This is a genomic window from Pantoea sp. QMID4 (genome assembly GCF_030270445.1).
GTDB lineage: Bacteria > Pseudomonadota > Gammaproteobacteria > Enterobacterales > Enterobacteriaceae > Pantoea > Pantoea vagans.
The window spans coordinates 17427-42873 of the sequence record NZ_BSXL01000004.1 but is presented as its reverse complement, the minus strand read 5'-3'; the positions used below and the strand labels follow the sequence as shown (position 1 = coordinate 42873).

Here is a 25447-nt window from a genome sequence, read left to right as displayed (position 1 = left end):
AGCAGCTTTAAATGAAGTGTGCGAGATAGCTCACATTTACTGACATAACTTAGCTGTGCAGAAACAGGAAGGCCACCTTACGGTGGCCTTCAACTTAACTACGTTTATTTTCGATACGCCGCGGTGGCTCTTTCGCCAGCAGCGAGACCAGCGCCGGACCCAGCAACATTACTACGCCGAGACAGGCCAGCAGCAGGTTATTGTGGTAAATCCGCGACACCAGGAACAGTGTCATCATGGCGGCGCCAAAGTAGTAAGTGGTGGTCGCTTCTTCAAGATAATCGCCGAGCGTGCGTAAACGGGCGATGCGCTGTGTCACCAGCATGGCAACAAAAACCAGTGCGTACATCGCCACCAGCGTGCTGCAGACATCAACCAGCGCCTTGTGTTTCCAGCCCCAGATCAGCGCAGCGATCACCAGCAGATGCATAGCGATATGCAACAACGTCTGACCCGTGATGATTTGAATACGATTAGACCATTTCATTCAATTCTCCTGGCAGACCCAACAGGTCGCCCAAGTGCTACCGGCACAAGCCGGAAACGGTTTCCTCAATGTAAAACAATTTTCGGATAACGCCCTAAATATCGCGCTCTCTCACCACCCATTTGTGACAAAGACTACACTTTGATTCTATTGATGATGAAAAGGAGTGCGTCGCGAGTATGCCACAAAATGCGCAAGGATTTTCAATAAAAGTCCTGACGATCAATACACATAAGGGGTTTGCCCCGTTTAATCGCCGTTTCATCCTGCCGGAATTACGCGAAGCCGTTCGCGCAACCTCGGCAGATGTGGTTTTTCTTCAGGAGGTAATGGGCACACATGCCATCCACTCCCTTAATCATGAAGAGTGGCCTGAATCACCTCATTATGAGTTCCTGGCTGACACCATGTGGAACGATTTCGCCTACGGACGCAATGCGGTCTATCCGGAGGGACATCACGGCAATGCGGTGCTGTCACGCTTCCCGATAACCGACTATGAGAACCGGGATATCTCGGTGGCAGGCAGTGAAAATCGCGGCATGCTGCACTGTCAGATCGCCCTGCCCGAGCCGCACGGCACGCTGCATGTCATCTGTGTTCACCTGGGTCTGAAAGAGGCGCATCGCCACGCGCAGATGAAGAAGATCTGTGAAATGGTCAACTCGCTGCCGCCCGACGCGCCGGTCGTCGTGGCAGGCGATTTCAATGACTGGCAGCGACGCGCTAATGCCATTTTAAAACAGGGCGCAGGCCTGAAAGAGGTATTCAGTATGAAGACCGGACGCCCGGCGCGCACCTTCCCGGCGCGCTTCCCGCTATTGCGGCTTGACCGCATCTATGTGCGCAACGCCACCGTGAGTCATCCGTGGGCGCTGCCGCGTAAGCCCTGGTCTCATCTTTCCGATCACGCGCCGCTGGCGGTGGAGATTCATCTATGAATTTTAACTGGCAGGAAGGCAACCGGCTGCTGTTGCTGGAAAATGGTGAAGCGTTTTTCCCGCGCGTCTTTGGCGCGATCCAGCGGGCAGAACGCTCAGTTCTGATCGAAACCTTTATTCTGTTTGAGGATGACGTTGGTAACGCCCTGCACCGCGAATTGCTGGCAGCGGCCCAGCGCGGCGTGCGGGTCGAAGTGATGGTCGATGGCTACGGCTCCGCTGAACTCTCCGATAAATTTGTGAACAGCCTGACCAGCGCGGGTGTGCGTTTCATCTACTACGATCCGCGACCGCTGGTGATGGGGATGCGCACCAACGTGTTCCGCCGTCTGCACCGTAAAACGGTGGTGGTGGATGACGTGGTCGCCTTTGTCGGCGGCATCAACTTCTCGGCTGAACACAACACCGATTATGGCCCGGAGGCGAAGCAGGATTACGCGGTACAGGTCAAAGGCCCGGTCGTGGCTGACATCGCCCGCTATCTGCAACAGGCGATTGGCAGCGAACAGCATACCCGCCGCTGGTGGGGATCGCGTTCTCATCGTCCGGCGGTGAATGCTAAACCCGGCGATGCCCAAGTGCTTTATGTCTATCGCGATAATGACGAGCACCGCGACGACATCGAAGTGCATTATCTGGAGATGCTGCGCGAGGCGAAGCGGGATGTAATTATTGCCAACGCCTACTTCTTCCCGGGCTACCGGCTGCTGCGTGAGATGCGCAATGCTGCCCAGCGTGGCGTCCGGGTGCGGCTGATCGTGCAGGGCGAGCCGGATATGCCGATTGTGAAAGTGGGCGCAGAGCTGCTCTACAACTATCTGGTCGATGGCGGCGTTGAAGTCTACGAATATATCCGTCGTCCGCTGCACGGCAAGATCGCTGTGAAAGATGATTACTGGGCGACCGTGGGCTCCAGCAATCTCGATCCGCTGAGCCTCTCTCTGAACCTGGAAGCTAACCTGATCATCCACGACAGACCGTTCAACCAGACGCTGCGTGACAACCTCGAAGCGCTGCTGGCCAACGACTGCCAGCGCGTACAGGAGGACCGTCTGCCGCCGCGCAACTGGTGGCAACTGAGCAAAAGCGTGGTGGTATTCCATTTCCTGCGTCATTTCCCGGCCATCGCGGGCTGGCTTCCGGCACACACACCGCAACTGGCTCAGGTCAGTGCGCCGGTACAGCCAGAAATGGAAACGCAGGATCGTGTAGAAGCCGACAACCCGGGAGCAAAATCCTGATGGCAAAAAAACATCCACGCTGGCAACTGGCAAAGAAAATCCTCACCGTGCTGTTTTTCGTCGCAGTGGTGGTTCTGCTGGTGGTTTATGCCCGCAAAGTGAACTGGGAAGATGTTTATGAGGTCATCGTTAACTACAACCGCTTTGTGGTACTGACCGCCGCCGGACTGGTGGTGCTGAGTTACCTGGTGTATGGCTGCTATGACCTGATTGGCCGCGCCTACTGCGGCCATAAGCTGGCGAAGCGGCAGGTCATGCTGGTGTCGTTTATCTGTTACGCCTTTAACCTGACACTGAGTACGTGGGTGGGTGGCGTCGCGATGCGCTACCGGCTCTATTCCCGGCTGGGCCTCGACAGCGGCACCATCACCCGCATCTTCTCCCTGAGCATCGCGACTAACTGGCTGGGCTATATTCTGCTGGCGGGCGTGGTGTTCAGTGCGGGCATGGTCTCGATCCCCGGCGGCTGGTTTATTGGTGAGACTACGCTGCGACTGATTGGCGTGGTGCTGCTGGTGCTGGTGGCGATTTACCTCTGGGCCTGCGCCTTCTCAAAACAGCGTCGCTGGACGATTAAAGGCCAGACGCTGCAGCTGCCTTCACTGCGCATGGCGCTGCTGCAGTTTGCGGTTTCCTGTGCCAACTGGATGGTGATGGGCGCGATTATCTGGCTGCTGCTGGGACGCGACGTGGGCTATCCGATGGTGCTGGGCGTCCTGCTGATCAGCAGTATTGCCGGGGTAATCATTCACATTCCGGCGGGCATTGGCGTTCTGGAAGCGGTGTTCCTGGCGCTGCTCAGCGGCCAGCACGCTTCGCATGGCACCATCATTGCGGCGCTGCTGGCCTATCGCGTGCTCTACTTTATCCTGCCGCTGCTGTTAGCGCTGGTGCTCTATCTGGGGCTGGAGAGTCGGGCGAAGCATCTGCGTCAGAAGAACGAGCAGAAGTTACAGAAGTCGTCATAAAAAAGGGGAGGCGCAACCTGTGCGCCTCCCCTTTTACACTGAAAATCAGCGGCGGTTACCGAGGATCCGCAGCAGCATCAGGAACAGGTTAATGAAGTCGAGATAGAGCGTCAGCGCACCCATGATCGAGTAGCGACGCAGGTTTTCCGTGTCGCGGGCATCAATCTGCTCACCGATGTTTTTCAGCTTCTGCGTGTCATAAGCGGTTAATCCCACAAACACCACCACACCGATGTAGGTAATCGCCCACATCAGCGCCGGGCTTTTCAGCCAGAAATTCACCAGCGACGCCAGCACAATGCCTATCAGCGCCATAAACAGCAGGCTGCCAAAACGGCTCAGATCGCGTTTGGTGGTATAGCCGTAAAAACTCATCGCACCAAACATCCCTGCCGAGACAAAAAAGGTGCTGGCGATGGAGGAGTAGGTGTAGACCAGGAAGATACTCGCCATGGTAATGCCGGTCAGCGCCGAATAGAGCATAAACAGCCCGGTGGCTAGGGCCCCGCTCAGACGATGCACCATGCCTGACAGGAAAAACACCAGCGCCAGCTGCGCGATAATCAGCCCGAAGAAGGTAATGCGATTGGCAAACACCAGCTCCATCACGGCGGGCGTACGCGCCGCAAACCAGGAGACAAATGCGGTCAGTAACAGACCACAGGTCATCCAGCCATAGACCTGCGCCATATAGGCTTGTAAACCGCGAGATGCGGGTTGAACGATGGAATCATTGCGTGGATATCGGTCCATGATGCACCTCTTGTTAAACGGATGAACAGCTCCCTGCCGGGAGCCATGCCAGAGTTAAGTGTGGCACAGCTCAGCTCAACTGTGCCACAACATGCCGGTTAACGCCGCGACAGACACTGCTGATAACGGCTGTCGACGCGCTGCGCAAACCACGCCGTCGTCAGATTACGGGTAATTTTCGGACTTTCCAGCTTAATGCCCGGCAGCATTTCACGCGGCAGCTTACGGCCCGCCATTTTATCCGCCAGGGCAAAAACCTGTTTCCAGAGTTCGCTGTCGCTGAACGATTCTTTCTCCCCTTTCTCCAGATCGCGGCGAATGGCGCTGTTGCTCATGTCGATCTGCTTCGAAAGCGTGCGCACCGCCAGTTCGGTGCCGCCCGCCGCGTCAGAGCCATAGAGGATCAGATCGCCATCCAGCGCCAGCTTCATGCCGGTGGCTTTTGACACTGCCGCCTGGAACGCCGCATTGCGGCTGGCGTACCAGCCTGCATTGTAGTCGGCAAAGCGATAGAGCGGCTGGCTGTAGTCAGCCGGATAGCCGAGCAGGTGCATCGTCCCGAAGTAAATCCCGCCGTGACGGGTAAAGACTTCGCGCCGGATGGTGCCATCGATCGGCCACGGATAGCCTTTGGCGTGCGCTTCGGCAAACGCAATGCTGACCTGCATCGGCCCGCCGGTATGGATCGGGTTGAGATTGCCGAACAGCGTCTGGCCCATCGGCACCATGTCGATCAGGTCATCGAAAATGGCGCTGAGATCTTTTTCACTGCGCACTTTGTCCAGTCGTGCCGCATAGCTTTCCCCGGTCGGGGATTTGATCAGCAGCGCGGTGCGCACCAGGAAGGCCGGGACGTGCACTTTTGCCGCCCGGCGATCGATCTCGCCCCAGGCGATTTTCGGCAGGCCCGGCACCGCGGCCTCGGCGCTGAAGTTGCTCTCCTGATCCGCCACGGCGATCACCGCGCACAGGTTACTGGCGCTGGGGTCGATCTGCTGCGTGCGGAAGGTGGTGTAGATATCGTCGCTCCAGGCCGCTTTATTGCTGACGTGCGACGGCAGCAGCCGCTGGATTTGCGCTTTAACATCTTCAGGCTGCCGTACCGGCGCCTCCGGAGTTTTCTTGCTGCTACAACCCGCCAGCACCAGGGCGGCGACCAGTGTCAGACGTTGCAGAATCGGGGTGGATGACATGCCTGTCCTCAGAATGAACCAAAGCCCTACTCTACCATTGCCAGCGTTTCCCAGGCAGGAGAGAACTGAACTAAGGTTACCTTTTTTAACGTTAAAGGACCTTACGATGTGTAAACTCTGGCCTGTTGCGGCGTTCAGCCTGTTATTAACCGGCTGCGGCGCCAGTAATACCCCTGCTCAGGTGCAGTCGCCGGGCGCGCCGACCTCCTCCTCACTGAAAGTGCTGGAAACCGGTGCCAGCGTGATGCAATCACGTCCGCCTGTCGATGCCATCAATACCTATCTCGATGGCTTCCATTTTTATAACGGCGATAAAAACGGTCAGATGGAGGCGCACCACTATGTCACCGTGTTGAACGACGATGTGATGCAGGCGGTGATTTACGACGGCAACACGCGCGACGCGCGGCTGATGGGCGTGGAGTACATCATCAGCGAACGGCTGTTTAAGACCCTGCCGCCCGAAGAGAAGAAGCTGTGGCACAGCCATCAGTATGAGGTGAAGTCCGGCACGCTGATTGCGCCAGGCTTACCGAAAGTTGCCGACCATGCGCTGATGTCGCGCATCGTGAATACCTATGGCAAAACCTGGCATACCTGGCATACCGATCGCGACAAAACGCTGCCGATCGGCATTCCGGCGCTGATGATGGGCTTTACCCAGGATGGTCAGATGGATTCGCGATTGCTGGCGGATCGCGATCGCCGTTTTGAGGTGGACAGCAAACAGATCCGGGCCGATCGGGCGGATATCGTAGCCAATCCGGCGGCGCCGGGTGCTAACGCCTGGGAAAAGGGCCAGGTGATTCAGCTTAAGCGCACCAGCGGTGGTGGTGAGCACAGCCACGGTCAGACCAGCTTTGGTCCGGCGGAGCAGCTGAAGTAGCCGTAGGCGTTGTGTATGCGTGTTAGCGGGCTGTGACGCGGATGAGATCAGCGGTAACGCAGCGGGCGGAAAACCTCTGCCCGCTTGCGCCATTCATGCCTTAGTCCCAGCGCTGGGCCGCCTGATGATCGCTGTCGCGGGCATCCACCCAGCGATCGCCCTGCTCTGTCGCTTCGCGCTTCCAGAACGGCGCGCGTGTTTTCAGATAATCCATAATGAACTCCGCGGCAGAAAAGGCGCTGCCGCGATGGGCGCTGGTCACGCCCACCAGCACGATCTCATCACCGGGAAACAGCTCGCCGACGCGGTGGATCACCGTGACGCGCTGCAGCGGCCAGCGTTCGCGTGCCGCATCAACAATCTCCTGCAGCGCTTTTTCGGTCATGCCGGGATAGTGCTCCAGCGTCAGCGCCGCCACGTTATCACCCAGATTGTGGTTGCGGACTTTGCCGGTAAAGGTCACTACCGCACCATCTTCATCACAGGCCGCCAGCCAGCGATATGCTTCCGCCATATCAAAGGGCGCGGGGCCGACGCGAATCTGCGTTTCCATCTCAGCCTCCGGTTACGGGCGGGAAAAAGGCTACTTCATCACCGGCGTGCAGCGGGTGACTCATCGGCACCAGCGTCTGATTCACCGCCGCCAGCAGTTTGCCCGACTCCAGCGCCAGCGCCCAGCGATCGTTGCGTTCGGCCAGCGCAGCGCGCAGCGCCGCCACATCCGCATAATCAGCGTTCACCTCAAAGGATGCGGTGCCGGTCAGCTCACGCACCTGAGCGAAAAACAGCACCTTAATCATGCGCGGCCGCCTGAAAATCGCCGCTTTTGCCGCCACTCTTGCTGATCAACCGCAGCTGATCGATGACGATATCCTTCTGCACCGCTTTGCACATGTCGTAGATGGTTAGCGCGGCTACCGAGGCTGCCGTCAGCGCTTCCATCTCGACGCCGGTTTTGCCGGTCAGTCGGCAGAGCGAGGTGATCCGAACCCGATTATGATCCGGTTCTGCTTCGAGGTTCACTTCCACTTTACTCAGCATCAGCGGATGACAGAGCGGAATCAGCTCCCAGGTGCGTTTTGCTGCCTGGATCCCGGCGATGCGCGCGGTGGCGAAGACATCCCCTTTATGGTGGCTGCCTTCCATAATCATCTGCAGCGTTTCCGGCTGCATCAGCACCAGCACGTCGGCGCGCGCTTCGCGCACGGTTTCAGCCTTGGCGGAAACATCCACCATGTGCGCTTCGCCCGCGGCGTTAATGTGTGTGAGTTGAGACATACTTACCGTTTCTTCAGATGTGAGACAAAATTACAGGGCGCAGTGCGCGCATCAAGCTGGTCAGCGATAATCCGCTCCCAGGCGGTGCGGCAGGCGCTGGTCGAACCCGGCACGGCCAGGATCAGCGTCCCGTTAGCCAGACCGGCAATGGCGCGCGACTGCAGCGTCGAGCTGCCAATCTCTTCATAGGAGATCATCCGGAACAGTTCGCCAAACCCGTCGATCTCGCGGTCAAACAACGGCAGCAGCGCTTCCGGCGTGCTGTTTTTCAGGTTAAAGCCGGTGCCGCCATTGATGATCACCACCTGCACATCGTCACTGGCGATCCAGCGCGATACGGTGGCGCGAATGCGATAAAGGTTATCCGGCACGATGGCGTGATCGACCACCTCATGGCCCGCTTCCGCCGCCGCCTCGCGCAGATAGTCGCCGGAGGTATCGTTGCTGGCATCGCGACGGTCTGACACCGTCATCACCGCAATCTGTACGGCCTGAAATTCGCTGGCTGGTTTACCCATACTTACTCCTGAAATTAGCCGCCAATGTAAGAGAGATTTTGTGTGATGCCGGTGTTGCCCTGATGCAGGAAGTGCGTCTGCTTCTTCTGTCCCAGGCTGCTGGCGATGCGCGCCTGCAGTTCGGCCTGCTGCTCATCGGACGCCAGCAGGTCACGCAGCGGTATGCCGCCGTCACCAAACAGGCACAGGTGAAGGTTACCCTGCGCCGAGACGCGCAGACGGTTGCAGCTGGCACAGAAATCTTTGGCGTAAGGCATGATCAGGCCAATCTCGCCGACATAGTCGGGATGATAAAAGACCTGTGCCGGGCCGTCGCTGCGCCCGCTTTCGCGACGCTGCCAGCCCTGGGCAATCAGCTGATCGCGGATCACCATGCCGGACACGTGCTGATCGCGGAACAGCGTGCCGCCGTCGCCAGTCTCCATCAGTTCGATAAAGCGCAGCTGAATCGGACGGATGCGGATCCAGTCGAGGAACGTAGCCAGATTACGGCTGTTGAGATCGCGCATCAGCACGCTGTTGACTTTGACCTGGCGAAACCCGGCGTCCAGCGCCGCATCAATGCCGCTCATCACCTGATGGAATTTATCCTGACCGGTGATGGCGTGAAACTGACGGGCATCCAGGCTGTCGACGCTGACGTTGAGTGCGTTCAGACCCGCATCGCGCCACTGCTTCACGTCGCGCGCCAGCCGGTAGCCATTGGTGGTCACCGCGATCTGGCGGATAGCGGCGTTTTCACGCACTGCCGCAATGATGTCGGTGAAATCGCGGCGCAGCGACGGCTCACCGCCGGTCAGCCGCACTTTTTCGGTTCCGGCTGCGGCAAAAGCCCGCGTGACACGGCGGATTTCATCCAGAGAGAGAAAGCTTTTGTTACGAATTCCCTGCGGTTTGTAACCGTCAGGAAGACAGTAGGTACAGCGGAAATTACAGACATCTGTGACCGACAGGCGCAGGTAATAGAACTTACGCGCGTATGCATCAGTAAATTGTGACACCAGAACACCTTTCCAGATTGGGAGATGCAGTCATTTCTTCCTGCACCCTGGCAGCTCGATGGCTACGGCCTGAACCCCCTATCCGCAGACTTAGGCATTCAGGCTTGAGTGTACGCTGACCCGTTGATCAGCGCGGTAAACATGATGGTAGCGTGAATTTACTCACTCTTCCATTTGCTCTTTTCGCTATATATTCTTATACATATCGAATTTTCACCGCATTTTCGCGACAGGATACGTTAAAATGCGCTCCAGATTTTGACGCAAGTCATCCGCGCGAGCTTAGCGTTCAGAGCTACGCTACGAGATGTTAAGGAGAAGTATGAATCGCACACTGGCCGATCTTGATCGCGTTGTGGCACTGGGCGGCGGACACGGTTTAGGCCGCGTGATGTCGGCCCTTTCCCCGCTGGGCTCACGTCTTACCGGCATCGTCACCACCACCGACAACGGCGGATCGACCGGCCGCATTCGTCGATCCGAAGGCGGTATCGCCTGGGGCGACATGCGCAACTGTCTTAACCAGCTGATTGCAGAACCCAGCGTCGCCTCCGCGATGTTCGAGTATCGCTTTGCCGGTAACGGCGAACTGGCCGGTCACAACCTCGGTAATCTGATGCTGCGGGCGCTGGATCATTTGAGCGTTCGCCCGCTGGAAGCGATCAATATCATCCGTAACCTGTTGAAGGTCGACGCCTTTTTAATCCCGATGTCGGAGCAGCCGGTGGATCTGGTGGCGATGGATGCCGAAAGCAATATGGTTTACGGCGAAACCGCGATCGATGAGATGAAGCAGCCGCCGCAGGAACTGATGCTGCATCCCAACGTCCAGCCGACGCGGGAAGCGCTGCAGGCCATTGCAGAAGCGGATCTGATCCTGATCGGTCCAGGCAGTTTCTACACCAGCCTGATGCCGATTCTGCTGATGGAAGAGATGGCGCAGGCACTGCGTCGCACGCCTGCCACCATGGTGTTTATCGGCAATCTGGGGCGCGAGCTCAGCCCCGCTGCAGCCAGTCTTTCGGTGGCTGATAAGCTTCAGATGATGGAACGATACATCGGCAAGCGGGTAATTGATGCGGTAGTGGTCGGACCGTCGGTCGCCACAGAGGGCATTGAAAACCGTCTGATTGTCCGTGAACCGCTGGAGGCCGCCGATATCCGATATCGTCATGACCGCCAGCTGTTACGGCTGGCGCTGGAACACGCCATTCAGGGCTTTGACGGCGCTACGAGGCCGCAATAAACAGCGTTCGCAGCTCATGCAGTTGATCGCGCACGCTGGCCGCCTGTTCGAACTCCAGGTTCTGCGCGTGCTGCTGCATCTGCCCTTCCAGCTCGTGGATTTTCTTCTGCAGCGCCTGCGGCGTTAACAGCTGGAAATCGGCCAGTGCCTGAGCCTCGCCAGGACGTGCCGGTTTTGCTTTGCCGCGGGTTTTCACCACGTTGTTGCCCAGCTCCAGGATATCGGTGATCTTCTTGTTCAGGCCCTGCGGCACAATGCCGTTCTTTTCGTTGTGCAGTTGCTGTTTCTCGCGGCGGCGCTCCGTCTCTTCAATAGCACGCGCCATCGACGGCGTGATTTTATCGCCATAGAGAATCGCTTTGCCGTTGATGTTACGCGCCGCACGACCAATAGTCTGAATCAGCGATCGTTCGGAACGCAGGAAGCCCTCTTTATCCGCATCCAGAATCGCCACCAGCGACACTTCCGGCATATCCAGCCCCTCACGCAGTAAGTTGATGCCCACCAGCACATCAAACTCACCCAGACGTAAGTCGCGGATAATCTCCATACGCTCTACGGTGTCGATGTCGGAGTGCAGATAGCGCACCTTCTCGCCATGCTCCGTCAGATACTCAGTGAGATCTTCCGCCATGCGCTTGGTCAGCACTGTTACCAGCACACGTTCGTTAATCGCCACGCGCTGACGGATTTCCGACAGCAGATCGTCAACCTGGGTGCCGACCGGACGGACTTCGATGATCGGATCCAGCAGGCCGGTGGGACGTACCACCTGATCGACGACTTCGTCACCCGATTTTTCCAGCTCATATTTGCCCGGCGTTGCCGAAACATAGATGGTCTGCGGGGCCAGCGCCTCAAACTCTTCAAACTTCATCGGACGGTTGTCCAGCGCCGACGGCAGGCGGAAGCCATACTCCACCAGCGTCTCTTTGCGCGCCCGGTCGCCTTTGTACATGCCGCCAATCTGCGGGATGGTGACGTGGGACTCATCCACCACCAGCAGGCCATCGGCAGGGAGATAGTCAAACAGCGTCGGTGGCGCTTCGCCCTGTCCGCGTGCGGAGAGATAGCGTGAGTAGTTCTCGATGCCGGAGCAGTAACCCAGCTCACTCATCATCTCCAGGTCGAACTGGGTACGCTGGGTAATACGCTGCTCTTCCAGCAGTTTATTGTTCTCCAGCAGTACCCGGCGGCGATCCGCCAGCTCGACTTTGATGTCTTCCATCGCCTGCAGAATGCGCTCACGCGGCGTGACGTAGTGCGTCTTAGGATAGATAGTAAAGCGCGGCACCACTGAATCGATCTGTCCGGTCAGCGGGTCAAACAGCGACAGACGCTCGACCTCTTCGTCAAACAGTTCGACGCGCAGCGCAATATCGTCTGACTCCGCGGGGAAGATATCAATCACTTCGCCACGCACGCGGAAGGTGCCGCGCTGAAACGCCTGATCGTTACGGGTGTATTGCAGCTCTGAGAGGCGGCGCAGGATGCTGCGCTGATCGATAATCATGCCGCGGGTCAGGTGCAGCATCATTTTCAGATAGAGATCGGGATCGCCCAGACCGTAGATCGCTGAAACCGACGCCACCACGATAACATCGCGCCGCTCCAGAAGCGCCTTGGTCGCCGACAGACGCATCTGTTCAATGTGTTCATTCACCGACGCATCTTTTTCAATAAAGGTGTCGGAGCTCGGCACATAGGCTTCAGGCTGATAGTAGTCGTAGTAAGAGACGAAAAACTCGACGGCGTTATCCGGGAAAAACTCTTTCATCTCACCATAGAGCTGCGCCGCCAGCGTCTTGTTCGGCGCCAGCACCATCGTCGGGCGATTGAGGTCAGCAATGACGTTGGCGACGGTAAAGGTTTTACCGGAGCCGGTCACGCCTAATAGGGTCTGATGGGCCAGTCCATCCTCCAGCCCCTCTTCCAGACGACGGATCGCCTCAGGCTGGTCGCCCGAAGGTTTAAAGGCAGAATTGAGTTTAAAAACTTTGGTCATGAATGCAGTTCCTGCTGGAGAAGTCGGCGGGCAGGCACTTATTTTACTCTGCTATGGTGATTTTGCCAGAAAATAATACTGGATATAAAAACAGTAATCGTGCAAGATTAATGCAATCAGGGCAAGACTCAGGCCGCCTGCTTCGGATACGTGATATCGCAAAGCGTGTTGCGCAATGTTATCCCCAGAACGGGATCAGATTTAACATTTGTCAATAGAACGTCACAAAATTACAGTTCGGTTACCTGACAGAGAATTCGCAGGCTTGTTTTTTGATAACCAGCTGATTTAATTGATTTAAGCTAATAAGGCCAGAATCTCATCATTATGTTACCAGGCCGCGTATTTCCTCGCTTCTAACCGGTTTTCATTACCTAATGCACAAGGTTATCCACAGGAATGGTGGATAAGTGATGGCAGCCCCGCCGCCATCAGCTGTGTATAATTTTTCCCTGCCCTCCCGCCTCGTTGAAAATAATTTTTTTTGCGTTAAATTTCTCGTCGGCTGCTGACGGATTATTCTGCATTTTTAATCTCTCGCCTGGCGTGGTACGCAAATTTTCATCGTTTCACTAAGATTCTTAATCAGACATTCTGCGTGACCGCAGCACGTCTGCACCACAAACAGCGCCCGCAGGCACTGTAAAAGTGCAGGCGCGTGATGACTATGGGCAATTGATAAGTTTTTCTCACCTTTTATTCCTGATACAGCGCACTGCAGCAGGAAACAGGGCCGTTTTAAGATCTGGCCTGGGAATTGCAGGAGTCAGTAACGTCACCGCGCTTTACGCGCACTGTGTTGCAATGGTGAGGCTGCCGTTGCTGATGACTTGTTTGCCAGACGACAGAGAGCGGAAGCAATCAGGCTAATGATCGGGAAGGAGAGTGTCAGATGCTGAGTCTACGTTCGGTAAATCAATTTTACGGTCAAAACCATATTCTGTGGGATGTGGACCTGGATCTGTCGCCTGGCACCTGCACCGGTATTCTGGGCAGTCCTGGCATGGGTAAAACCACGCTGGTCAACTGCATCATGGGCAGACTGCCGATTAACAGCGGCACCATTTCCTGGAAAGAGGATGGTTCGCCGCCGGAAGATTTGCTGCTGCAGCCCGCCGAACAGCGGGCGCAGATGGGCATCGGCTATGTGCCGCAGGGCCGCCATATTTTTACCCAGATGAGCGTGGAAGATAACCTGCTGATAGCCTTACTGGCGGGTGCCGGCCAGCGCGACCGCCATCGCGCGATTCCCGAAATGGTCTTTGATTTGTTCCCGGCGCTCTACTCCCTGCGCCAGCAACGCAGCGGCGATCTGCCTATCGATCAGCAGCAACAGCTGGCCCTGGCACGCGCGCTGGTGCTTCAGCCCAAACTGCTGATTCTCGATGAGCCGACTGATGGGATGTCGCCGTGGCTGGAAGAGGAAATGGGCAACCTGATCAGCCGGCTTAACCTCGACTACGGGCTGACCATCCTGCTGCTGGAGCAGCGCCTGTCGTTGATCCGGCGGGTGGCGGACTATTTCCTGCTGCTGCACCGTGGCCGTAATGTGGCGCAGGGCAGCATGGAGCAGCTGGATGACTACACCGTGGATAAATGGCTAACCGTCGCCTGAATCTCACTGCGGCAGCGTCAGATACTGTCCACAGGACGCCTGCTGGGCTGCATCGGTAAGATACGGAATGGTACCCAGACAGGGCGCAGGCAGTCTGTTTTTCAGACTGGTGAGATATTCCTGATAGCGTTTGCCCGGCTTTACGACCGTGTTGGCGATCCAACCCACCAGTGGCAGGCCGCACGCACGCACCGCCTCGGCGGTGAGCATGGCGTGGTTGATACAGCCGAGCTTTATTCCCACCACCAGAATCACGGGCAGCTGTTCGCTGACCACCCAGTCCGCATAAGTATGCGTCTCTGACAGCGGGGTGTACCAGCCGCCCGCACCCTCAACCAGAATCCAGTCCGCCAGCGGCTCCAGCGCCGCCAGACCCGCTGACAGCGCCAGATGAGTAATCGGTCTGCCCTCTTCAGCGCTGACGATGTGCGGCGAGGTCGGCTCCATAAATGCCAGCGGATTGACATGCTGATAGCTCAACGGCACGCTGCTGAAGCGCTGCAGTGCCAGCGCATCGCTGTTGCGAATGCCTTCTGGCGTCATCTCACAGCCTGACGCAACCGGCTTGTAGCCCGCACAGCGGTAGCCTGCGGCAGCCGCAGTCTGCAACAGTGCGCCGCTGGCGACCGTTTTACCGACTTCAGTGTCGGTGCCGGTAATAAAAAACCGTTTCATGAAAGCGTGACTCCATAAATTAAATGGTAACTCAGGCGATAGCCGTGCCGATCGCGCGGCCAGTGCGCCTCTAACTGGTTAAGCCGTTGCCGGGTGAATATCTGCCCGTCGCGCCCCTGATGCAGATGGGTCGCCCCAATCCCTTTCAGCGACCGCATGGCACTGAGCGCATCGGGGAAATGCAGGGTGACTACCTCTGAGCTGCAGCGCAGTTGCTCTGCGTGGCAGGCCGCGGCAATCTTCGCCTCGCTGAGAAAGCGATTAGCATGGGGTAATGCATCCAGATGGGACCAGGCTTCATGCACTTCCTGCAACGAACCGTCGCCCAGTGTAGAAAACAGCAGCGTGCCCTCAGGCCGCAGCACGCGCCGGAACTGACGCAGCGCGCCGGGCAGATTTTCACTCCACTGCACCGCCAGGTTGCTCCACACCAGGTCGATGCTGTTATCCGCCAGCGGCAGCGCGTCAATGTCGCCCGCCAGATAGTGCTGCGCCGCGCCGTTGTCCCGCGCCTGTTGCAGCATCTGCAGTGAGAGATCCAGCGCCGTCACCTGTTTGCCGCGTTCGCGCCACAGCCTGCTGTACCAGCCGGTGCCACACCCGGCATCCAGCAGCTGCAGCCCACTGTGAGCCGGTGCGCGAGCCAGCAGCGCATCGCCGCTGAGGCGCTGCAGTGCCGCATGGGCATCGTAATGGCTGGCCGCCCGGCCAAAGGCACGCGCAACCGCCTGCTTATCAACCCGCAGCGTCATGCAGCGCCTCCAGTAACCGGTCAATATCTTCACGGCGATGTGACGCAGTCAGGGTAATGCGCAGCCGGGCCGTTCCCGGCGGCACGGTAGGTGGCCTAATCGCACTAACCCAGCAGCCCGCTTCCGCCAGCCGCGTCGAGAGCGCCATCGCATCGCCATTTTCACCGATTAGCAGCGGCTGTATCGCACTGCCGGAGTTCATCAGTTGCCACGGCAGTGAGGCTGCGCCACGCCGGAAATGCGCAATGTTCTGCTGCAGCTGCAGGCGCAGCGCATCACCCTGCTGAATTTCACGCAGCGCCGCCTGCAGCGCCACGGCCTGCGCGGCGGGCATGGCGGTGGAATAGATCAGATGACGGCTGAACTGCAGGAAATAGTCGGCGGTATCAGCATCGCACAGCAGCGCGGCACCGCTGACGCCAAAGGCTTTGCCAAAAGTGACCACCAGCAGTTCCGGCTTAACGCCCTGCTGCCAGCAGCTGCCGCGCCCTTGCTCACCCATCACGCCGATGCCGTGCGCATCATCCACCAGCAGCCAGCCCTTTGCCTGACGCGTCTGTTGCGCCAGCGTAGCCAGCGGTGCGCTGTCGCCATCCATACTGAAAATGCCTTCCGTCACCACCAGCGTTTCCCCCTCGCAGGGTGACGCGAGCCGTGTCGTCAGGCTCTCCGGGTCGTTATGACTGAAACGCCGCAACTGCGCCGGGCTGTGGCTGGCGGCGTCGAGCAGCGAGGCATGGCTGAGTTTATCGGCCAGGATGCGATCGTTTTTCTCGCCCAGCAGATGAATCACCGCCTGATTGGCGGCAAAGCCGGAGATAAACAGCAGCGCACGGTCATAGCCGAGCCAGTCGGCCAGCTGCGCTTCAAGTTCGGCGTGCTGACGGTGATAACCAGTGACGTGTCCCGAGGCCCCCGCCCCCGCGCCCGCCAGCGCCGCACCCTGTTGCCAGCCCGCAATCACCGCCGGATGGCGGGTTAAACCGAGATAGTCATTGCTGGAGAAGTGCAGATAGCGGCGGCCACCGCTCTCTAACGTGCGGGTAGCTTGCTGATCGATGATTCGACGCTGTCGCCAGCCATTGGCCGCACGGCGCTGCGCCAGCCCCTGCTGAAGTCGTTGCTGCCAGCTCATTACAGTGCCGCGTTGTAGAACTGTTCAGTATCGGCATGGAACAGCTGCTCACTGAGGTGTTCTTCCTGCTGCTGATCGCCATGCCGGGTGTGGGTATGCTCCGGGTTCAGCCCCAGTTTGCGGAACAGCACGCGGTCTTTATCCTCTTCCGGATTTGGCGTGGTCAGCAATTTGCAGCCGTAGAAAATCGAGTTCGCTCCGGCCATAAAGCACATCGCCTGAGTCTGCTCGCTCATCTGCTCGCGGCCCGCTGAGAGGCGCACATGCGAGGTCGGCATCATGATGCGCGCCACCGCGATGGTGCGGATAAAATCGAAAGGCTCTACGTCATCGTTGTCCGCCAGCGGCGTGCCTTTGACCTTCACCAGCATGTTGATCGGCACGCTCTCCGGCGGCGTCGGCAGATTGGCTAACTGCACCAGCAGACCGGCACGGTCGTTCACGGTTTCACCCAGGCCGACGATGCCGCCCGAACAGACTTTAATTCCGGCGTCACGCACTTTGCCGAGCGTGTCCAGACGTTCCTGATAGCTGCGGGTGGTGATGATGGAGCCATAGAATTCCGGCGAGGTGTCGAGGTTATGGTTGTAGTAATCGAGGCCCGCGCCCGCCAGCCGCTGCGCCTGTTGATCGCTAAGCGTGCCGAGCGTCATGCAGGTTTCCATTCCCATCGCCTTCACGCCTTCAACCATTTTTTCCAGGTACGGCATATCGCGCTCGTGTGGGTTTTTCCATGCAGCACCCATGCAGAAACGGGTTGAACCGGCGGCTTTAGCCTGACGCGCAGAGGTCAGTACCTCCTCCACTTCCATCAGACGTTCCGACTCCAGGCCGGTCTTATAGCGCGCACTCTGCGGGCAGTATTTGCAATCTTCCGGGCAGGCCCCGGTTTTGATCGACAGCAGGGTACTGACCTGCACCTGGCGCGGGTCGAAGTGCTGACGATGCACCTGCTGCGCTTTAAACATCAGTTCAAGAAAAGGTTGATCAAACAGTGCTTGCGCCTGTGCAATTGTCCAGCGTTGAGCCATTACGTACTCCAGAAAAGGGTGTCATCCCGACAGAAAGCAGGGGTATACTTGTAAACTATATTTTTTTATTTTGGTTTACAACTCCGATGACTACCCCCGTTTTCTCCTCCGATGATGCCCGTTTTGACCGCCAGCATATCTGGCATCCCTACACCTCGATGAAGGATCCGCTGCCCTGCTACCCCGTGGTGGCCGCGCAGGGTTTTCAGCTGCAACTGGCCGATGGCCGTGAGCTGGTGGATGGAATGTCATCGTGGTGGGCGGCGATTCATGGTTACAACCATCCGCGACTGAACCGGGCGCTGACGGAGCAGGTCACGCAGATGTCGCACGTGATGTTTGGCGGCATTACCCATCCGGCAGCGGTCGCGCTTTGCCGAAAACTGGTGGCGATGACGCCTGAGGCGCTGGAGTGCGTTTTTCTGGCCGACTCCGGCTCGGTGGCGGTAGAAGTGTCGATGAAAATGGCACTGCAGTACTGGCTCGGCCGGGGTGAGACGCGCCAGCAGTTTCTGACGCTGAAGCGCGGCTATCATGGCGATACCTTTGCCGCGATGTCGGTCTGTGATCCCGAGAACTCAATGCACAGTCTGTGGCGCGGTTATCTGCCTGAGCACCACTTTGCGGCGGCTCCGGCCTGTGGCTTTGATGATGAATGGGACGAACGCGATTTCGATGATTTCGCCCGGCTGATTGAACAGCATCACCGGCAGCTGGCGGCGGTGATTCTGGAGCCGATTGTGCAGGGTGCGGGCGGGATGCGTTTCTATCATCCACGCTATCTGCAGCAGGCGCGGGATGCGTGCGACCGCTATGGCGTGCTGCTGATTGCGGATGAGATCGCCACCGGATTTGGCCGCACCGGCAAGCTCTTTGCCTGTGAACATGCGGTTATTACCCCGGATATTCTCTGCGTCGGCAAGGCACTGACCGGCGGCATGATGACGCTGGCGGCGACCCTGACCACCCGCGAGGTGGCTGACACTATCAGCCGCAGCGCGGCAGGCTGTTTTATGCATGGCCCGACCTTTATGGGGAATCCGCTGGCCTGCGCGGTGGCGGCGGAGAGCCTGAGCATGCTGGCGGACGGTCACTGGCAGCGCCAGGTGGCCGCAATCGAACAGCAGCTGCGGGCTGAGCTGCTGCCGCTGCGCCGTTTACCGCAGGTGGCTGATGTGCGCGTGCTGGGGGCGATTGGCGTAGTTGAAACCCATCAGGCAGTTAACATGGCGTCACTGCAGCAGTTCTTTGTCGAACAGGGCGTCTGGATCCGGCCGTTTGGCCGACTGATCTACCTGATGCCGCCCTACATCATCACGCCACAGGCTCTGAGTCAGCTGGTGCAGGCGATTGGCAACGCGCTGGAACATTCGCAACATTTTGCCGCCTGAAGCGGGCTGGCCACTGGCACTGGTGGCGCTTTTGGTTATGATGAAAGGCTATTCATCGACAGTTAAGGAGATGTGATGCGCGTTTTTAGTCAGGATTTTAATGACGGCGAGAAGATGCCAGAAAAGCATGTTTTCAACGGCATGGGTTATCAGGGCGAGAATATTTCTCCCCATCTTGCCTGGGAAGCGGCACCGGAAGGCACCAAAAGTTTTGTGGTGACCTGCTACGATCCTGATGCGCCGACGGGTTCCGGCTGGTGGCATTGGGTCGTGGCGAATATTCCGTCCAGCACCACGTCACTGCCGCAGGGTGCCGGTTCCGGCAAAGCGTCACTGCCAGCAGGCGCAATCCAGACCCGCACCGATTTCGGTCAGGCGGGCTATGGTGGCGCGGCACCGCCACAGGGCGAAACTCATCGCTACATTTTCACCGTTCATGCGCTGGAAGTGGAGACGATTGAGGTGGACGAAGGCGCCAGTGGCGCAATGGTCGGCTTTAATGTGCATTTCCACGCACTGGCGAGCGCCTCGCTGACCGTGAATTATCAGTAATGCAATTCGCCTCTCCCGCTCAGGAGAGGCGTCTTTCAGGGTACGTTACGCCTGCAACGGGTGAATAACTACCCACATCGGGCCCTGCCCTACCGCATAACGTCCCAGCGGCTGTAACAGCCCCTTCGGTTCGCTGATCGCATACACTTCGATGTGATGCGATTTCTGTCCCGCCACCACCAGATAACGTCCGCTGTGATCGATATTGAACCCGCGCGGCTGCGTTTCTGTCGGCTGGAACCCTTCCAGCGTCAGTTCATCGCCCAGTTCGCTGACGCTGAAGATCGCCAGCGTGCTGCTGGTGCGATCGCAGGCATAGAGGAAACGGCCATCCGGCGTCAGATGAATATCGGCGGCCCAGCGCGTACCGCTGAAGTCAGGCGGCATCATATCCAGCGTCTGCACGCTTTCTGCTTCGCCTTCACCGGTATTTAATGCCCAGACATCAACCGTGCTGTCGAGCTCGTTGACGCAGTAAGCAAACTGCCCGCCCGGATGGAACTGCATATGACGCGGACCTGCGCCCTCTACCGTCGTGACCTGCGCCTGTTTGCGCGGCGTCAGCTGACCGTCTGCACCCAGCGCAAACAGACAGATGCGGTCCTGCTTCAGTGCCGGTACATAGAGTATCTTGTTATCGGTATCGATATTGGCAGAGTGGCAGCCATCCAGGCCGTTGATCACCTGCAGCGGTGCCTGCGGAATGCCGTCATCGCCAATCGGGCTGACGCTGACGCAGGCATCATTGTAAGAACCGCAGAACAGGAACCGGCCCACACGATCGGTGGAAATGTGGGTCGGACTGCCCGGCAGCGGTGCCTGACCAGCTTCGGTCAGCGTGCCATCGGCGGCAATCTGAAACGCCAGCACGCGAAAATTAGGACGTACACCGACATAGAGAAAATCGCGTTTCGGACTCACCACCATTGGCTGAACCTGGCCGGCGACATCAATCACCTGAAGCAACGTCAGCGCACCCTCATCATTCATCTGCCAGACGTGAATCTGCTGGCTCTCGGGACTGGCGGTGTAGACAACCTGTTTCATGCATTCTCCTTTTTTGCTGCCTGATCATGATCTGTGAATCACTGTAGCGTGTTTTATTGGCCTGCGCTGGAATCATTTGTGTCCTGTTTTTTGTCTCCGGACCGTGGACAGGTGTAGACTTCAGCCTCTGCAAACTGAAAAAAACGAGAGGATGAATGAGCTACCGGGTAATTGCCCTCGACCTCGACGGCACGCTGCTGACCCCAGCCAAAACGATTCTGCCGCAGTCAATTGACGCGCTGAACCAGGCCCGCCAGGCGGGTGTTCATGTCGCTATCGTGACCGGACGCCATCACTGCGCTATCCACCCTTTTTATCAGGCACTACAACTGGATACACCCGCAATCTGCTGTAATGGCACCTATTTGTATGATTACCAGGCGAAAAAGGTGCTGGCGTCCGATCCCCTCGACCCGCTGCTGGCGTTACAGGTCATTGAGAGGCTGAATCAGCAGCAGATTCACGGCTTGCTCTACGTGGATGATGCGATGCTCTATCAGACGCCGACCGGTCATGTGGTGCGCACCCTGAAATGGGCCGAATCGCTGCCTCAGCATCAGCGTCCGCTATTCCGCCAGGTGCCTGATTTAGCCCAGGCAGTGCGTGACGCCGGGTCGATCTGGAAGTTTGCCCTGTCGCACAACAACACACCTGAACTGCAACAGTTCGCCACTACGGTGGAAGCGGAGCTGGGGCTGGCCTGCGAATGGTCATGGCACGATCAGGTGGATATCGCCAGAGGCGGCAACAGCAAAGGCAAACGACTGGCGCAGTGGGTTGAATCGCTGGGGCTGAGCATGTCCGATGTGATCGCGTTTGGTGATAACTACAACGACCTCAGCATGCTGGAAACGGCCGGACTGGGTGTGGCGATGGGCAATGCCGACGAGGCGATCAAAGCGCGGGCGAAAAAGGTGATCGGCACTAACCTTGAAACCGGTATTGCCGATACTCTCCGTCAGTTCGTCCTGTAATCAGGGCGTCACGGAGACGCTTTTAATCTGGGCATAAAGCCACTGTTCGGGCCGGATGCCCAGTTCATCGCGCGCCCACGGCGTGATGCGCGCCCAGAGTTCGCTGATGCCGATACGCAGCTTCACCTCCACCTGGTCTCCGACCTCCAGCAGCTCAACTACCTGTGCCGGTAAAATGTTGCGGATGGAGGTGTGCTGCGGCGGTTGCAGCGCCAGCGAGACATCTGATGAGGCGATGCGAATACGCAGCGGCGTTTTCACAGGCTGATTTACCCGGCTGACCCAGATGTGCTGATCGCCCAGCGACAGCGCGGTCATCGGATAGTCGGGATGCTGCTCCAGCACCTGTACCCGCAGCACGCTGGTCAGTTCGCTCACCGGCAGCCAGGGCCGCATCGCGCTGCTGCCCCATACCCGCTCCAGCGGACCAAAAGCTTTAACCTTGCCCGCATCCAGCACCAGCACGTTATCGGCCAGATGCAGGATTTCATCCAGACTGTGCGAAACGTAGAGCATCGGAATATCGACCTGCTTCGTCAGCTTTTGCAGATACGGCATCAGTTCACGTTTGCGCGGCAGATCCAGTGACGCCAGCGGCTCATCCAGCAGCAGCATATCCGGTGCGGTCAGCAGCGCCCGGCCAATCGCGACCCGCTGCTTTTCACCGCCCGAGAGCGACAGCGGAAAGCGTGACAGCAGCGCCTCCAGCCCCAGCAGCGAGACCAGACTGTCGAACTGCGCTTTCATTGACGGCGCCATACCATATTGCAGGTTGCCCCGGACCCGATAGTGCGGGAACAGCCGCGCATCCTGAAACACATAACCGATGCGTCGTTTTTCCGGCGGCAGCGCAATCTTCTGCTCTGCATCAAACAGCAGACGCTCGTTAAGCTCAATTCGCCCGCGCTGCGGCTGAGTCAGTCCGCTGATGGCATTGATGAGTGAGGTTTTACCGGCACCGGAGACACCGAAAATGGCGGTGATCCCTTTGGCCGGAATCTGCAGGTCGATCTCCAGCTGGTGTTCGCCCTGCTGCTGCATAAAGTTGAGTGATAGCATCAGCTTCCCATCCGCTTGCGGCCTGCCCGTGCCAGCCATTCTGACGCCAGCAGGGAACCCAGTGCCAGCACGATAGCGATCACGCAGAGCCGCGCCGCCGCACCCTCTGCACCGGGCGTTTCGATCAGGGTAAACATCGCCAGCGGAAGCGTGCGCGTTTCACCGGGAATATTGGACACAAAGGTAATGGTGGCGCCAAATTCGCCCAGCGATCGGGCAAACGCCAGTACCGTTCCGGCGATCACGCCCGGCAATGTCAGCGGCAGTGTGATGGTGAAAAAGACCCGCCAGCGTCCGGCACCCAGTGTACGCGCCGCCTGCTCCAGCCGGCTATCCACCGCTTCCAGCGCCAGCCGGATAGCGCGTACCATCAGTGGAAAGGCGATCACGGCAGACGCCAGTGCCGCCCCGCGCCAGCTGAACGCAAAGCTGAAACTGAACCAGTCAAACAGCTTTTCACCAATGATCCCGCGTCGCCCCAGGCTAACCAGCAGCAGATAACCCACCACTACCGGCGGCAGCACCAGCGGCAGGTGAATCAGGCTGTCGAGCAGCGCTTTGCCGGGGAAACGGCAGCGCACCAGAATCCAGGCCATCAGGATGCCAAACGGCAGACTGCCCAGCACGGCTATGCCAGAGACTTTAAGGCTAAGCAGTACTGCCTGCCATTCGGGATCGCTGAGTATCATTTCGTCGGTGTGAATCCGTAATGTTTGAAAATCGCCGCAGCCTGCGGCCCTTTCAGGTAATCATAAAAGGCTTTAACGGTAGCCGTATCGTGATCGTTTACGATCGCCATCGGGTATTCCACCGGTTTATGGCTCTCTGCCGGAAAACGCCCCACCACCTGCACTTTGGCGCTGGCGACGGCGTCCGAACCATAGACAATGCCATAAGGCGTTTCGTTACGCTCGACCAGCGCCAGCGCTGCCCGCACATTATTAGCGGGCGCTAACGCGGGCGCAACGCTGTCCCAGGCTCCCAGTTTTTGCAACGCCTCTTTAGCATAGATACCCGCCGGAACATGGTCCGGATCGCCAACCGCCAGACGTTCACCGTGCAGCAATGTTTTCCAGTCGGTCTGCGGATTCAGCGTCACTGCTTTAGCTGCGGCACTCCGTGGCGCAATCAGTACCAGGTCGTTGCCCAGCAGGGTGTAGCGGGTGCGGGTTATCACGCTTTTCTTCGCTACCGCATCATCCATCCACTGCTGATCGGCAGAGATAAACAGGTCGGCAGGCGCGCCCTGTTCAAGCTGACGCGCCAGCGTGGAGGATGAGGCGAAGGAAGAGACGACCGTTACGCCTTTTTCCTTCTGATACTGACTGGCAATATCCTGCATCGCATTGGTCAGCGAAGCCGCGGCAAACACGGTAATGTTATCGGCGGCCACGGCCTGTCCTGCCAGCGACACGGTGACCAGCGCCGCGACGCCCCAGCGGGTATAATTTGATGACATGATTCTCTCCGGCTATTCGTTGTGTAGCAGATAATATAACGCAATATCAGGGAGGTTCAGTAAATTATCGGCAGGCGTCAGAGAAGGTTGAATCGGTGCGGGACAAATATGACGACGCCCGCCTGGATCGCGGGCGTGGCAGAAATTAATTATGCGAACGGGCTGAAGATTTTTCGCGATGGCCCACTTTAGAGAAGATATTAAACACTTCACCCAGGCCATAAATCATACCCAGCATCAGCGCCATTACCACAGGGACCATCAGTATGGCCACGGCGAGGCTTTTCAGTAATTCCAGCATGGAGAGTCTCACTCTGCTAACAAAAAAGTGATTGTAACGGGTCAGTAAAATTTTGCGCAGCCCTTTTCGTGCTTTTACTTTGGTCATAAAACGCCGCTATCATCGGCCTTCGCCTTAACCCTTTGCCGGAGCTGTCATGGAAGCTGAACTATCCCTTCATATCCGTTTACAACAGAAACTGTTTGCCGATCCGCGGCGTATTGAGCTGCTGAAACGCGTCCAGCAGACCGGATCGATCAGTCAGGGGGCGAAGCTGGCTGGCATCAGTTACAAAAGTGCCTGGGATGCGATTAATGAGATGAACCAGATGGCGGATGAAACGCTGGTGGCGCGGGCAACCGGCGGCAAAGGCGGCGGCGGAGCCACGCTGACCCGCTACGGTGAACGCCTGATTCAGCTGTTTCATCTGATGGAGCAGATCCAGCAGAAAGCTTTTGATGCACTGCAGCAGGATACGCTGCCGCTCGACAGCCTGCTGGCGGCCATCGCTCGCTTCTCACTGCAGACCAGCGCCCGCAACCAGCTGTTCGGCACCGTGGTCAGCAACGATGCGCAGCAGGTGGTTCAGCATCTGCTGATTGAGCTGGCTGATGGCGTCACCCAGCTCAATGTGGCGCTGACCCAGCGCAGCGCCGATCGTCTGCAGCTGGCAGCGGGTAAAGAGGTACTGGTGCTGATCAAAGCACCGTGGATCCGTATCAATCTTGACACCGCAGAGGAAGACAATCAGCTGGCCGCCACCGTCACTGCCATCGAACCGGGTGAGCAGATGAGTGAGGTGCTGATGCAGCTCGCCAGCGGCGAAATCCTGTGTGCCACTCTGAGTAATGAACAGCTACAGCAGCTGAAGCTGCAGCCCGGCAACGCGGTGATCGCCAGTTTCAACGCGGAGAACGCCATCGTCGCCACCCTGCTCTAGCGGTTGAGTTGACATCATTA

28 protein-coding genes and 1 riboswitch are annotated in these 25447 nt (G+C 58.1%); of the genes, 10 read left to right on the top strand and 18 right to left on the bottom strand.

Annotated features, from left to right (window positions below):
* Positions 1 to 94: 94 nt before the first annotated feature.
* Positions 95 to 487 (bottom strand): YbhQ family protein, encoded by a 393-nt coding sequence (locus tag QSK07_RS09975; RefSeq protein ID WP_031594396.1) that lies wholly within the window; start codon positions 485 to 487, stop codon positions 95 to 97.
* A gap of 179 nt (positions 488 to 666) precedes the next feature.
* Between QSK07_RS09975 and QSK07_RS09970 the strand changes: the two genes are divergently transcribed.
* From QSK07_RS09970 to QSK07_RS09960, 3 genes are read left to right on the top strand one after another with little or no spacing between them, the layout of a single operon-like run.
* The gene (locus tag QSK07_RS09970; RefSeq protein ID WP_013357197.1) at positions 667 to 1428 is read left to right on the top strand and encodes an endonuclease/exonuclease/phosphatase family protein; all 762 of its coding nucleotides are present in this window, start codon (positions 667 to 669) and stop codon (positions 1426 to 1428) included.
* Positions 1425 to 2669 carry a cardiolipin synthase ClsB gene (gene clsB / locus QSK07_RS09965; protein WP_098051156.1) on the top strand — a complete coding sequence of 415 codons (1245 nt, stop codon included), beginning with the start codon at positions 1425 to 1427 and terminating at the stop codon, positions 2667 to 2669. Before QSK07_RS09970 ends, clsB begins: the two co-directional genes overlap by 4 nt.
* Positions 2669 to 3637: a lysylphosphatidylglycerol synthase transmembrane domain-containing protein gene (locus tag QSK07_RS09960; protein WP_095707522.1), complete on the top strand. Its 969-nt coding sequence runs from the start codon at positions 2669 to 2671 to the stop codon at positions 3635 to 3637. The genes clsB and QSK07_RS09960 overlap by 1 nt, the downstream gene beginning before the upstream one ends.
* 45 nt (positions 3638 to 3682) lie before the next feature.
* Here the strand turns inward: QSK07_RS09960 and QSK07_RS09955 are convergent, their stop codons facing one another.
* Both QSK07_RS09955 and QSK07_RS09950 read right to left on the bottom strand, forming a co-directional pair.
* Positions 3683 to 4390, bottom strand: coding sequence for a Bax inhibitor-1/YccA family protein (locus QSK07_RS09955; RefSeq protein WP_098051158.1), 708 nt, complete (start codon positions 4388 to 4390; stop codon positions 3683 to 3685).
* Positions 4391 to 4488: 98 nt separating this feature from the next.
* Positions 4489 to 5583, bottom strand: coding sequence for a DUF1615 domain-containing protein (locus tag QSK07_RS09950; RefSeq protein WP_285720805.1), 1095 nt, complete (start codon positions 5581 to 5583; stop codon positions 4489 to 4491).
* A 106-nt stretch (positions 5584 to 5689) separates the two neighbouring features.
* On the opposite strand from QSK07_RS09950, the gene QSK07_RS09945 reads away from it, so the two are divergent.
* Positions 5690 to 6469, top strand: a complete 780-nt coding sequence (locus tag QSK07_RS09945) for an OBAP family protein (RefSeq protein WP_285720806.1) — start codon at positions 5690 to 5692, stop codon at positions 6467 to 6469.
* A gap of 100 nt (positions 6470 to 6569) precedes the next feature.
* On the opposite strand, the gene moaE is transcribed toward QSK07_RS09945, so the two are convergent.
* The 5 genes from moaE to moaA all read right to left on the bottom strand — a co-directional run bounded on the left by moaE (position 6570) and on the right by moaA (position 9266).
* Positions 6570 to 7022: a molybdopterin synthase catalytic subunit MoaE gene (gene moaE, locus QSK07_RS09940; RefSeq protein WP_098051161.1), complete on the bottom strand. Its 453-nt coding sequence runs from the start codon at positions 7020 to 7022 to the stop codon at positions 6570 to 6572.
* 1 nt (position 7023) lies between these two features.
* Positions 7024 to 7269, bottom strand: a complete 246-nt coding sequence (moaD, locus tag QSK07_RS09935) for a molybdopterin synthase sulfur carrier subunit (RefSeq protein ID WP_285720807.1) — start codon at positions 7267 to 7269, stop codon at positions 7024 to 7026.
* On the bottom strand, positions 7262 to 7747 hold the full coding sequence (gene moaC / locus QSK07_RS09930; protein ID WP_285720808.1) for a cyclic pyranopterin monophosphate synthase MoaC: 486 nt from the start codon (positions 7745 to 7747) through the stop codon (positions 7262 to 7264). The genes moaD and moaC overlap by 8 nt, the downstream gene beginning before the upstream one ends.
* A gap of 2 nt (positions 7748 to 7749) precedes the next feature.
* Positions 7750 to 8265, bottom strand: a complete 516-nt coding sequence (moaB, locus tag QSK07_RS09925; RefSeq protein WP_285720809.1) for a molybdenum cofactor biosynthesis protein B — start codon at positions 8263 to 8265, stop codon at positions 7750 to 7752.
* Positions 8266 to 8279: 14 nt separating this feature from the next.
* Positions 8280 to 9266, bottom strand: coding sequence for a GTP 3',8-cyclase MoaA (gene moaA, locus QSK07_RS09920; protein ID WP_098051164.1), 987 nt, complete (start codon positions 9264 to 9266; stop codon positions 8280 to 8282).
* Positions 9256 to 9389: riboswitch (molybdenum cofactor riboswitch) on the bottom strand. Its footprint overlaps the gene before it by 11 nt.
* A 199-nt stretch (positions 9390 to 9588) precedes the next feature.
* Between moaA and QSK07_RS09915 the strand changes: the two genes are divergently transcribed.
* Complete coding sequence (locus QSK07_RS09915; RefSeq protein WP_285720810.1) at positions 9589 to 10512, top strand: gluconeogenesis factor YvcK family protein; 924 nt, start codon at positions 9589 to 9591, stop codon at positions 10510 to 10512.
* Here QSK07_RS09915 and uvrB read toward each other — a convergent pair.
* The gene (gene uvrB, locus QSK07_RS09910) at positions 10496 to 12517 is read right to left on the bottom strand and encodes an excinuclease ABC subunit UvrB (protein ID WP_098051166.1); all 2022 of its coding nucleotides are present in this window, start codon (positions 12515 to 12517) and stop codon (positions 10496 to 10498) included. The two genes, QSK07_RS09915 and uvrB, sit on opposite strands and share 17 nt — an antisense overlap.
* An 892-nt stretch (positions 12518 to 13409) precedes the next feature.
* Between uvrB and QSK07_RS09905 the strand changes: the two genes are divergently transcribed.
* Complete coding sequence (locus QSK07_RS09905; RefSeq protein WP_285720811.1) at positions 13410 to 14132, top strand: ABC transporter ATP-binding protein; 723 nt, start codon at positions 13410 to 13412, stop codon at positions 14130 to 14132.
* 3 nt (positions 14133 to 14135) lie between these two features.
* On the opposite strand, the gene bioD is transcribed toward QSK07_RS09905, so the two are convergent.
* The 4 genes from bioD to bioB are packed head-to-tail and all read right to left on the bottom strand — an operon-like array spanning position 14136 to position 17725.
* Positions 14136 to 14807 carry a dethiobiotin synthase gene (gene bioD / locus QSK07_RS09900; RefSeq protein ID WP_285720812.1) on the bottom strand — a complete coding sequence of 224 codons (672 nt, stop codon included), beginning with the start codon at positions 14805 to 14807 and terminating at the stop codon, positions 14136 to 14138.
* Complete coding sequence (gene bioC / locus QSK07_RS09895) at positions 14804 to 15559, bottom strand: malonyl-ACP O-methyltransferase BioC (protein ID WP_285720813.1); 756 nt, start codon at positions 15557 to 15559, stop codon at positions 14804 to 14806. Before bioC ends, bioD begins: the two co-directional genes overlap by 4 nt.
* The gene (gene bioF, locus QSK07_RS09890) at positions 15543 to 16694 is read right to left on the bottom strand and encodes an 8-amino-7-oxononanoate synthase (protein WP_285720814.1); all 1152 of its coding nucleotides are present in this window, start codon (positions 16692 to 16694) and stop codon (positions 15543 to 15545) included. Before bioF ends, bioC begins: the two co-directional genes overlap by 17 nt.
* On the bottom strand, positions 16694 to 17725 hold the full coding sequence (gene bioB / locus QSK07_RS09885) for a biotin synthase BioB (protein ID WP_095707533.1): 1032 nt from the start codon (positions 17723 to 17725) through the stop codon (positions 16694 to 16696). Before bioB ends, bioF begins: the two co-directional genes overlap by 1 nt.
* A gap of 86 nt (positions 17726 to 17811) precedes the next feature.
* Here bioB and bioA point away from each other — a divergent pair, with 86 nt between their 5' ends.
* Both bioA and QSK07_RS09875 read left to right on the top strand, forming a co-directional pair.
* Complete coding sequence (bioA, locus tag QSK07_RS09880) at positions 17812 to 19116, top strand: adenosylmethionine--8-amino-7-oxononanoate transaminase (protein WP_285720815.1); 1305 nt, start codon at positions 17812 to 17814, stop codon at positions 19114 to 19116.
* Positions 19117 to 19191: 75 nt separating this feature from the next.
* A complete protein-coding gene (locus QSK07_RS09875) occupies positions 19192 to 19668 on the top strand; it encodes a kinase inhibitor (protein WP_285720816.1) in 477 nt (158 codons plus the stop codon).
* Between the two features lie 45 nt (positions 19669 to 19713).
* Here QSK07_RS09875 and pgl read toward each other — a convergent pair whose 3' ends face one another.
* Positions 19714 to 20715: a 6-phosphogluconolactonase gene (pgl, locus tag QSK07_RS09870; protein WP_285720817.1), complete on the bottom strand. Its 1002-nt coding sequence runs from the start codon at positions 20713 to 20715 to the stop codon at positions 19714 to 19716.
* Between the two features lie 155 nt (positions 20716 to 20870).
* On the opposite strand from pgl, the gene QSK07_RS09865 reads away from it, so the two are divergent.
* Positions 20871 to 21689, top strand: coding sequence for a pyridoxal phosphatase (locus tag QSK07_RS09865; protein WP_285720818.1), 819 nt, complete (start codon positions 20871 to 20873; stop codon positions 21687 to 21689).
* Here the strand turns inward: QSK07_RS09865 and modC are convergent, their stop codons facing one another.
* The 4 genes from modC to QSK07_RS09845 form a co-directional block, all read right to left on the bottom strand.
* On the bottom strand, positions 21690 to 22748 hold the full coding sequence (gene modC / locus QSK07_RS09860) for a molybdenum ABC transporter ATP-binding protein ModC (RefSeq protein WP_098051175.1): 1059 nt from the start codon (positions 22746 to 22748) through the stop codon (positions 21690 to 21692).
* Positions 22748 to 23437, bottom strand: a complete 690-nt coding sequence (modB, locus tag QSK07_RS09855) for a molybdate ABC transporter permease subunit (protein ID WP_285720819.1) — start codon at positions 23435 to 23437, stop codon at positions 22748 to 22750. Before modB ends, modC begins: the two co-directional genes overlap by 1 nt.
* Positions 23434 to 24207 carry a molybdate ABC transporter substrate-binding protein gene (modA, locus tag QSK07_RS09850; RefSeq protein ID WP_275219870.1) on the bottom strand — a complete coding sequence of 258 codons (774 nt, stop codon included), beginning with the start codon at positions 24205 to 24207 and terminating at the stop codon, positions 23434 to 23436. Before modA ends, modB begins: the two co-directional genes overlap by 4 nt.
* 145 nt (positions 24208 to 24352) lie before the next feature.
* Entirely contained in the window at positions 24353 to 24508 is a 156-nt protein-coding gene (locus QSK07_RS09845) for an AcrZ family multidrug efflux pump-associated protein (RefSeq protein WP_098051177.1), read from the bottom strand.
* A gap of 136 nt (positions 24509 to 24644) precedes the next feature.
* Here QSK07_RS09845 and modE point away from each other — a divergent pair, with 136 nt between their 5' ends.
* The gene (modE, locus tag QSK07_RS09840) at positions 24645 to 25427 is read left to right on the top strand and encodes a molybdenum-dependent transcriptional regulator (protein ID WP_285720820.1); all 783 of its coding nucleotides are present in this window, start codon (positions 24645 to 24647) and stop codon (positions 25425 to 25427) included.
* Positions 25428 to 25447 lie beyond the last annotated feature (20 nt).

Excerpts from the sequence above, each read along its gene's own strand:
- QSK07_RS09975 (WP_031594396.1), bottom strand. The coding sequence starts at position 487 with ATGAAATGGTCTAATCGTATTCAAATCATCACGGGTCAGACGTTGTTG.
- QSK07_RS09970 (WP_013357197.1), top strand. The coding sequence starts at position 667 with ATGCCACAAAATGCGCAAGGATTTTCAATAAAAGTCCTGACGATCAAT.
- clsB (WP_098051156.1), top strand. The coding sequence starts at position 1,425 with ATGAATTTTAACTGGCAGGAAGGCAACCGGCTGCTGTTGCTGGAAAAT.
- QSK07_RS09960 (WP_095707522.1), top strand. The coding sequence starts at position 2,669 with ATGGCAAAAAAACATCCACGCTGGCAACTGGCAAAGAAAATCCTCACC.
- QSK07_RS09955 (WP_098051158.1), bottom strand. The coding sequence starts at position 4,390 with ATGGACCGATATCCACGCAATGATTCCATCGTTCAACCCGCATCTCGC.
- QSK07_RS09950 (WP_285720805.1), bottom strand. The coding sequence starts at position 5,583 with ATGTCATCCACCCCGATTCTGCAACGTCTGACACTGGTCGCCGCCCTG.
- QSK07_RS09945 (WP_285720806.1), top strand. The coding sequence starts at position 5,690 with ATGTGTAAACTCTGGCCTGTTGCGGCGTTCAGCCTGTTATTAACCGGC.
- moaE (WP_098051161.1), bottom strand. The coding sequence starts at position 7,022 with ATGGAAACGCAGATTCGCGTCGGCCCCGCGCCCTTTGATATGGCGGAA.
- moaD (WP_285720807.1), bottom strand. The coding sequence starts at position 7,269 with ATGATTAAGGTGCTGTTTTTCGCTCAGGTGCGTGAGCTGACCGGCACC.
- moaC (WP_285720808.1), bottom strand. The coding sequence starts at position 7,747 with ATGTCTCAACTCACACACATTAACGCCGCGGGCGAAGCGCACATGGTG.
- moaB (WP_285720809.1), bottom strand. The coding sequence starts at position 8,265 with ATGGGTAAACCAGCCAGCGAATTTCAGGCCGTACAGATTGCGGTGATG.
- QSK07_RS09915 (WP_285720810.1), top strand. The coding sequence starts at position 9,589 with ATGAATCGCACACTGGCCGATCTTGATCGCGTTGTGGCACTGGGCGGC.
- uvrB (WP_098051166.1), bottom strand. The coding sequence starts at position 12,517 with ATGACCAAAGTTTTTAAACTCAATTCTGCCTTTAAACCTTCGGGCGAC.
- QSK07_RS09905 (WP_285720811.1), top strand. The coding sequence starts at position 13,410 with ATGCTGAGTCTACGTTCGGTAAATCAATTTTACGGTCAAAACCATATT.
- bioD (WP_285720812.1), bottom strand. The coding sequence starts at position 14,807 with ATGAAACGGTTTTTTATTACCGGCACCGACACTGAAGTCGGTAAAACG.
- bioC (WP_285720813.1), bottom strand. The coding sequence starts at position 15,559 with ATGACGCTGCGGGTTGATAAGCAGGCGGTTGCGCGTGCCTTTGGCCGG.
- bioF (WP_285720814.1), bottom strand. The coding sequence starts at position 16,694 with ATGAGCTGGCAGCAACGACTTCAGCAGGGGCTGGCGCAGCGCCGTGCG.
- bioB (WP_095707533.1), bottom strand. The coding sequence starts at position 17,725 with ATGGCTCAACGCTGGACAATTGCACAGGCGCAAGCACTGTTTGATCAA.
- bioA (WP_285720815.1), top strand. The coding sequence starts at position 17,812 with ATGACTACCCCCGTTTTCTCCTCCGATGATGCCCGTTTTGACCGCCAG.
- QSK07_RS09875 (WP_285720816.1), top strand. The coding sequence starts at position 19,192 with ATGCGCGTTTTTAGTCAGGATTTTAATGACGGCGAGAAGATGCCAGAA.
- pgl (WP_285720817.1), bottom strand. The coding sequence starts at position 20,715 with ATGAAACAGGTTGTCTACACCGCCAGTCCCGAGAGCCAGCAGATTCAC.
- QSK07_RS09865 (WP_285720818.1), top strand. The coding sequence starts at position 20,871 with ATGAGCTACCGGGTAATTGCCCTCGACCTCGACGGCACGCTGCTGACC.
- modC (WP_098051175.1), bottom strand. The coding sequence starts at position 22,748 with ATGCTATCACTCAACTTTATGCAGCAGCAGGGCGAACACCAGCTGGAG.
- modB (WP_285720819.1), bottom strand. The coding sequence starts at position 23,437 with ATGATACTCAGCGATCCCGAATGGCAGGCAGTACTGCTTAGCCTTAAA.
- modA (WP_275219870.1), bottom strand. The coding sequence starts at position 24,207 with ATGTCATCAAATTATACCCGCTGGGGCGTCGCGGCGCTGGTCACCGTG.
- QSK07_RS09845 (WP_098051177.1), bottom strand. The coding sequence starts at position 24,508 with ATGCTGGAATTACTGAAAAGCCTCGCCGTGGCCATACTGATGGTCCCT.
- modE (WP_285720820.1), top strand. The coding sequence starts at position 24,645 with ATGGAAGCTGAACTATCCCTTCATATCCGTTTACAACAGAAACTGTTT.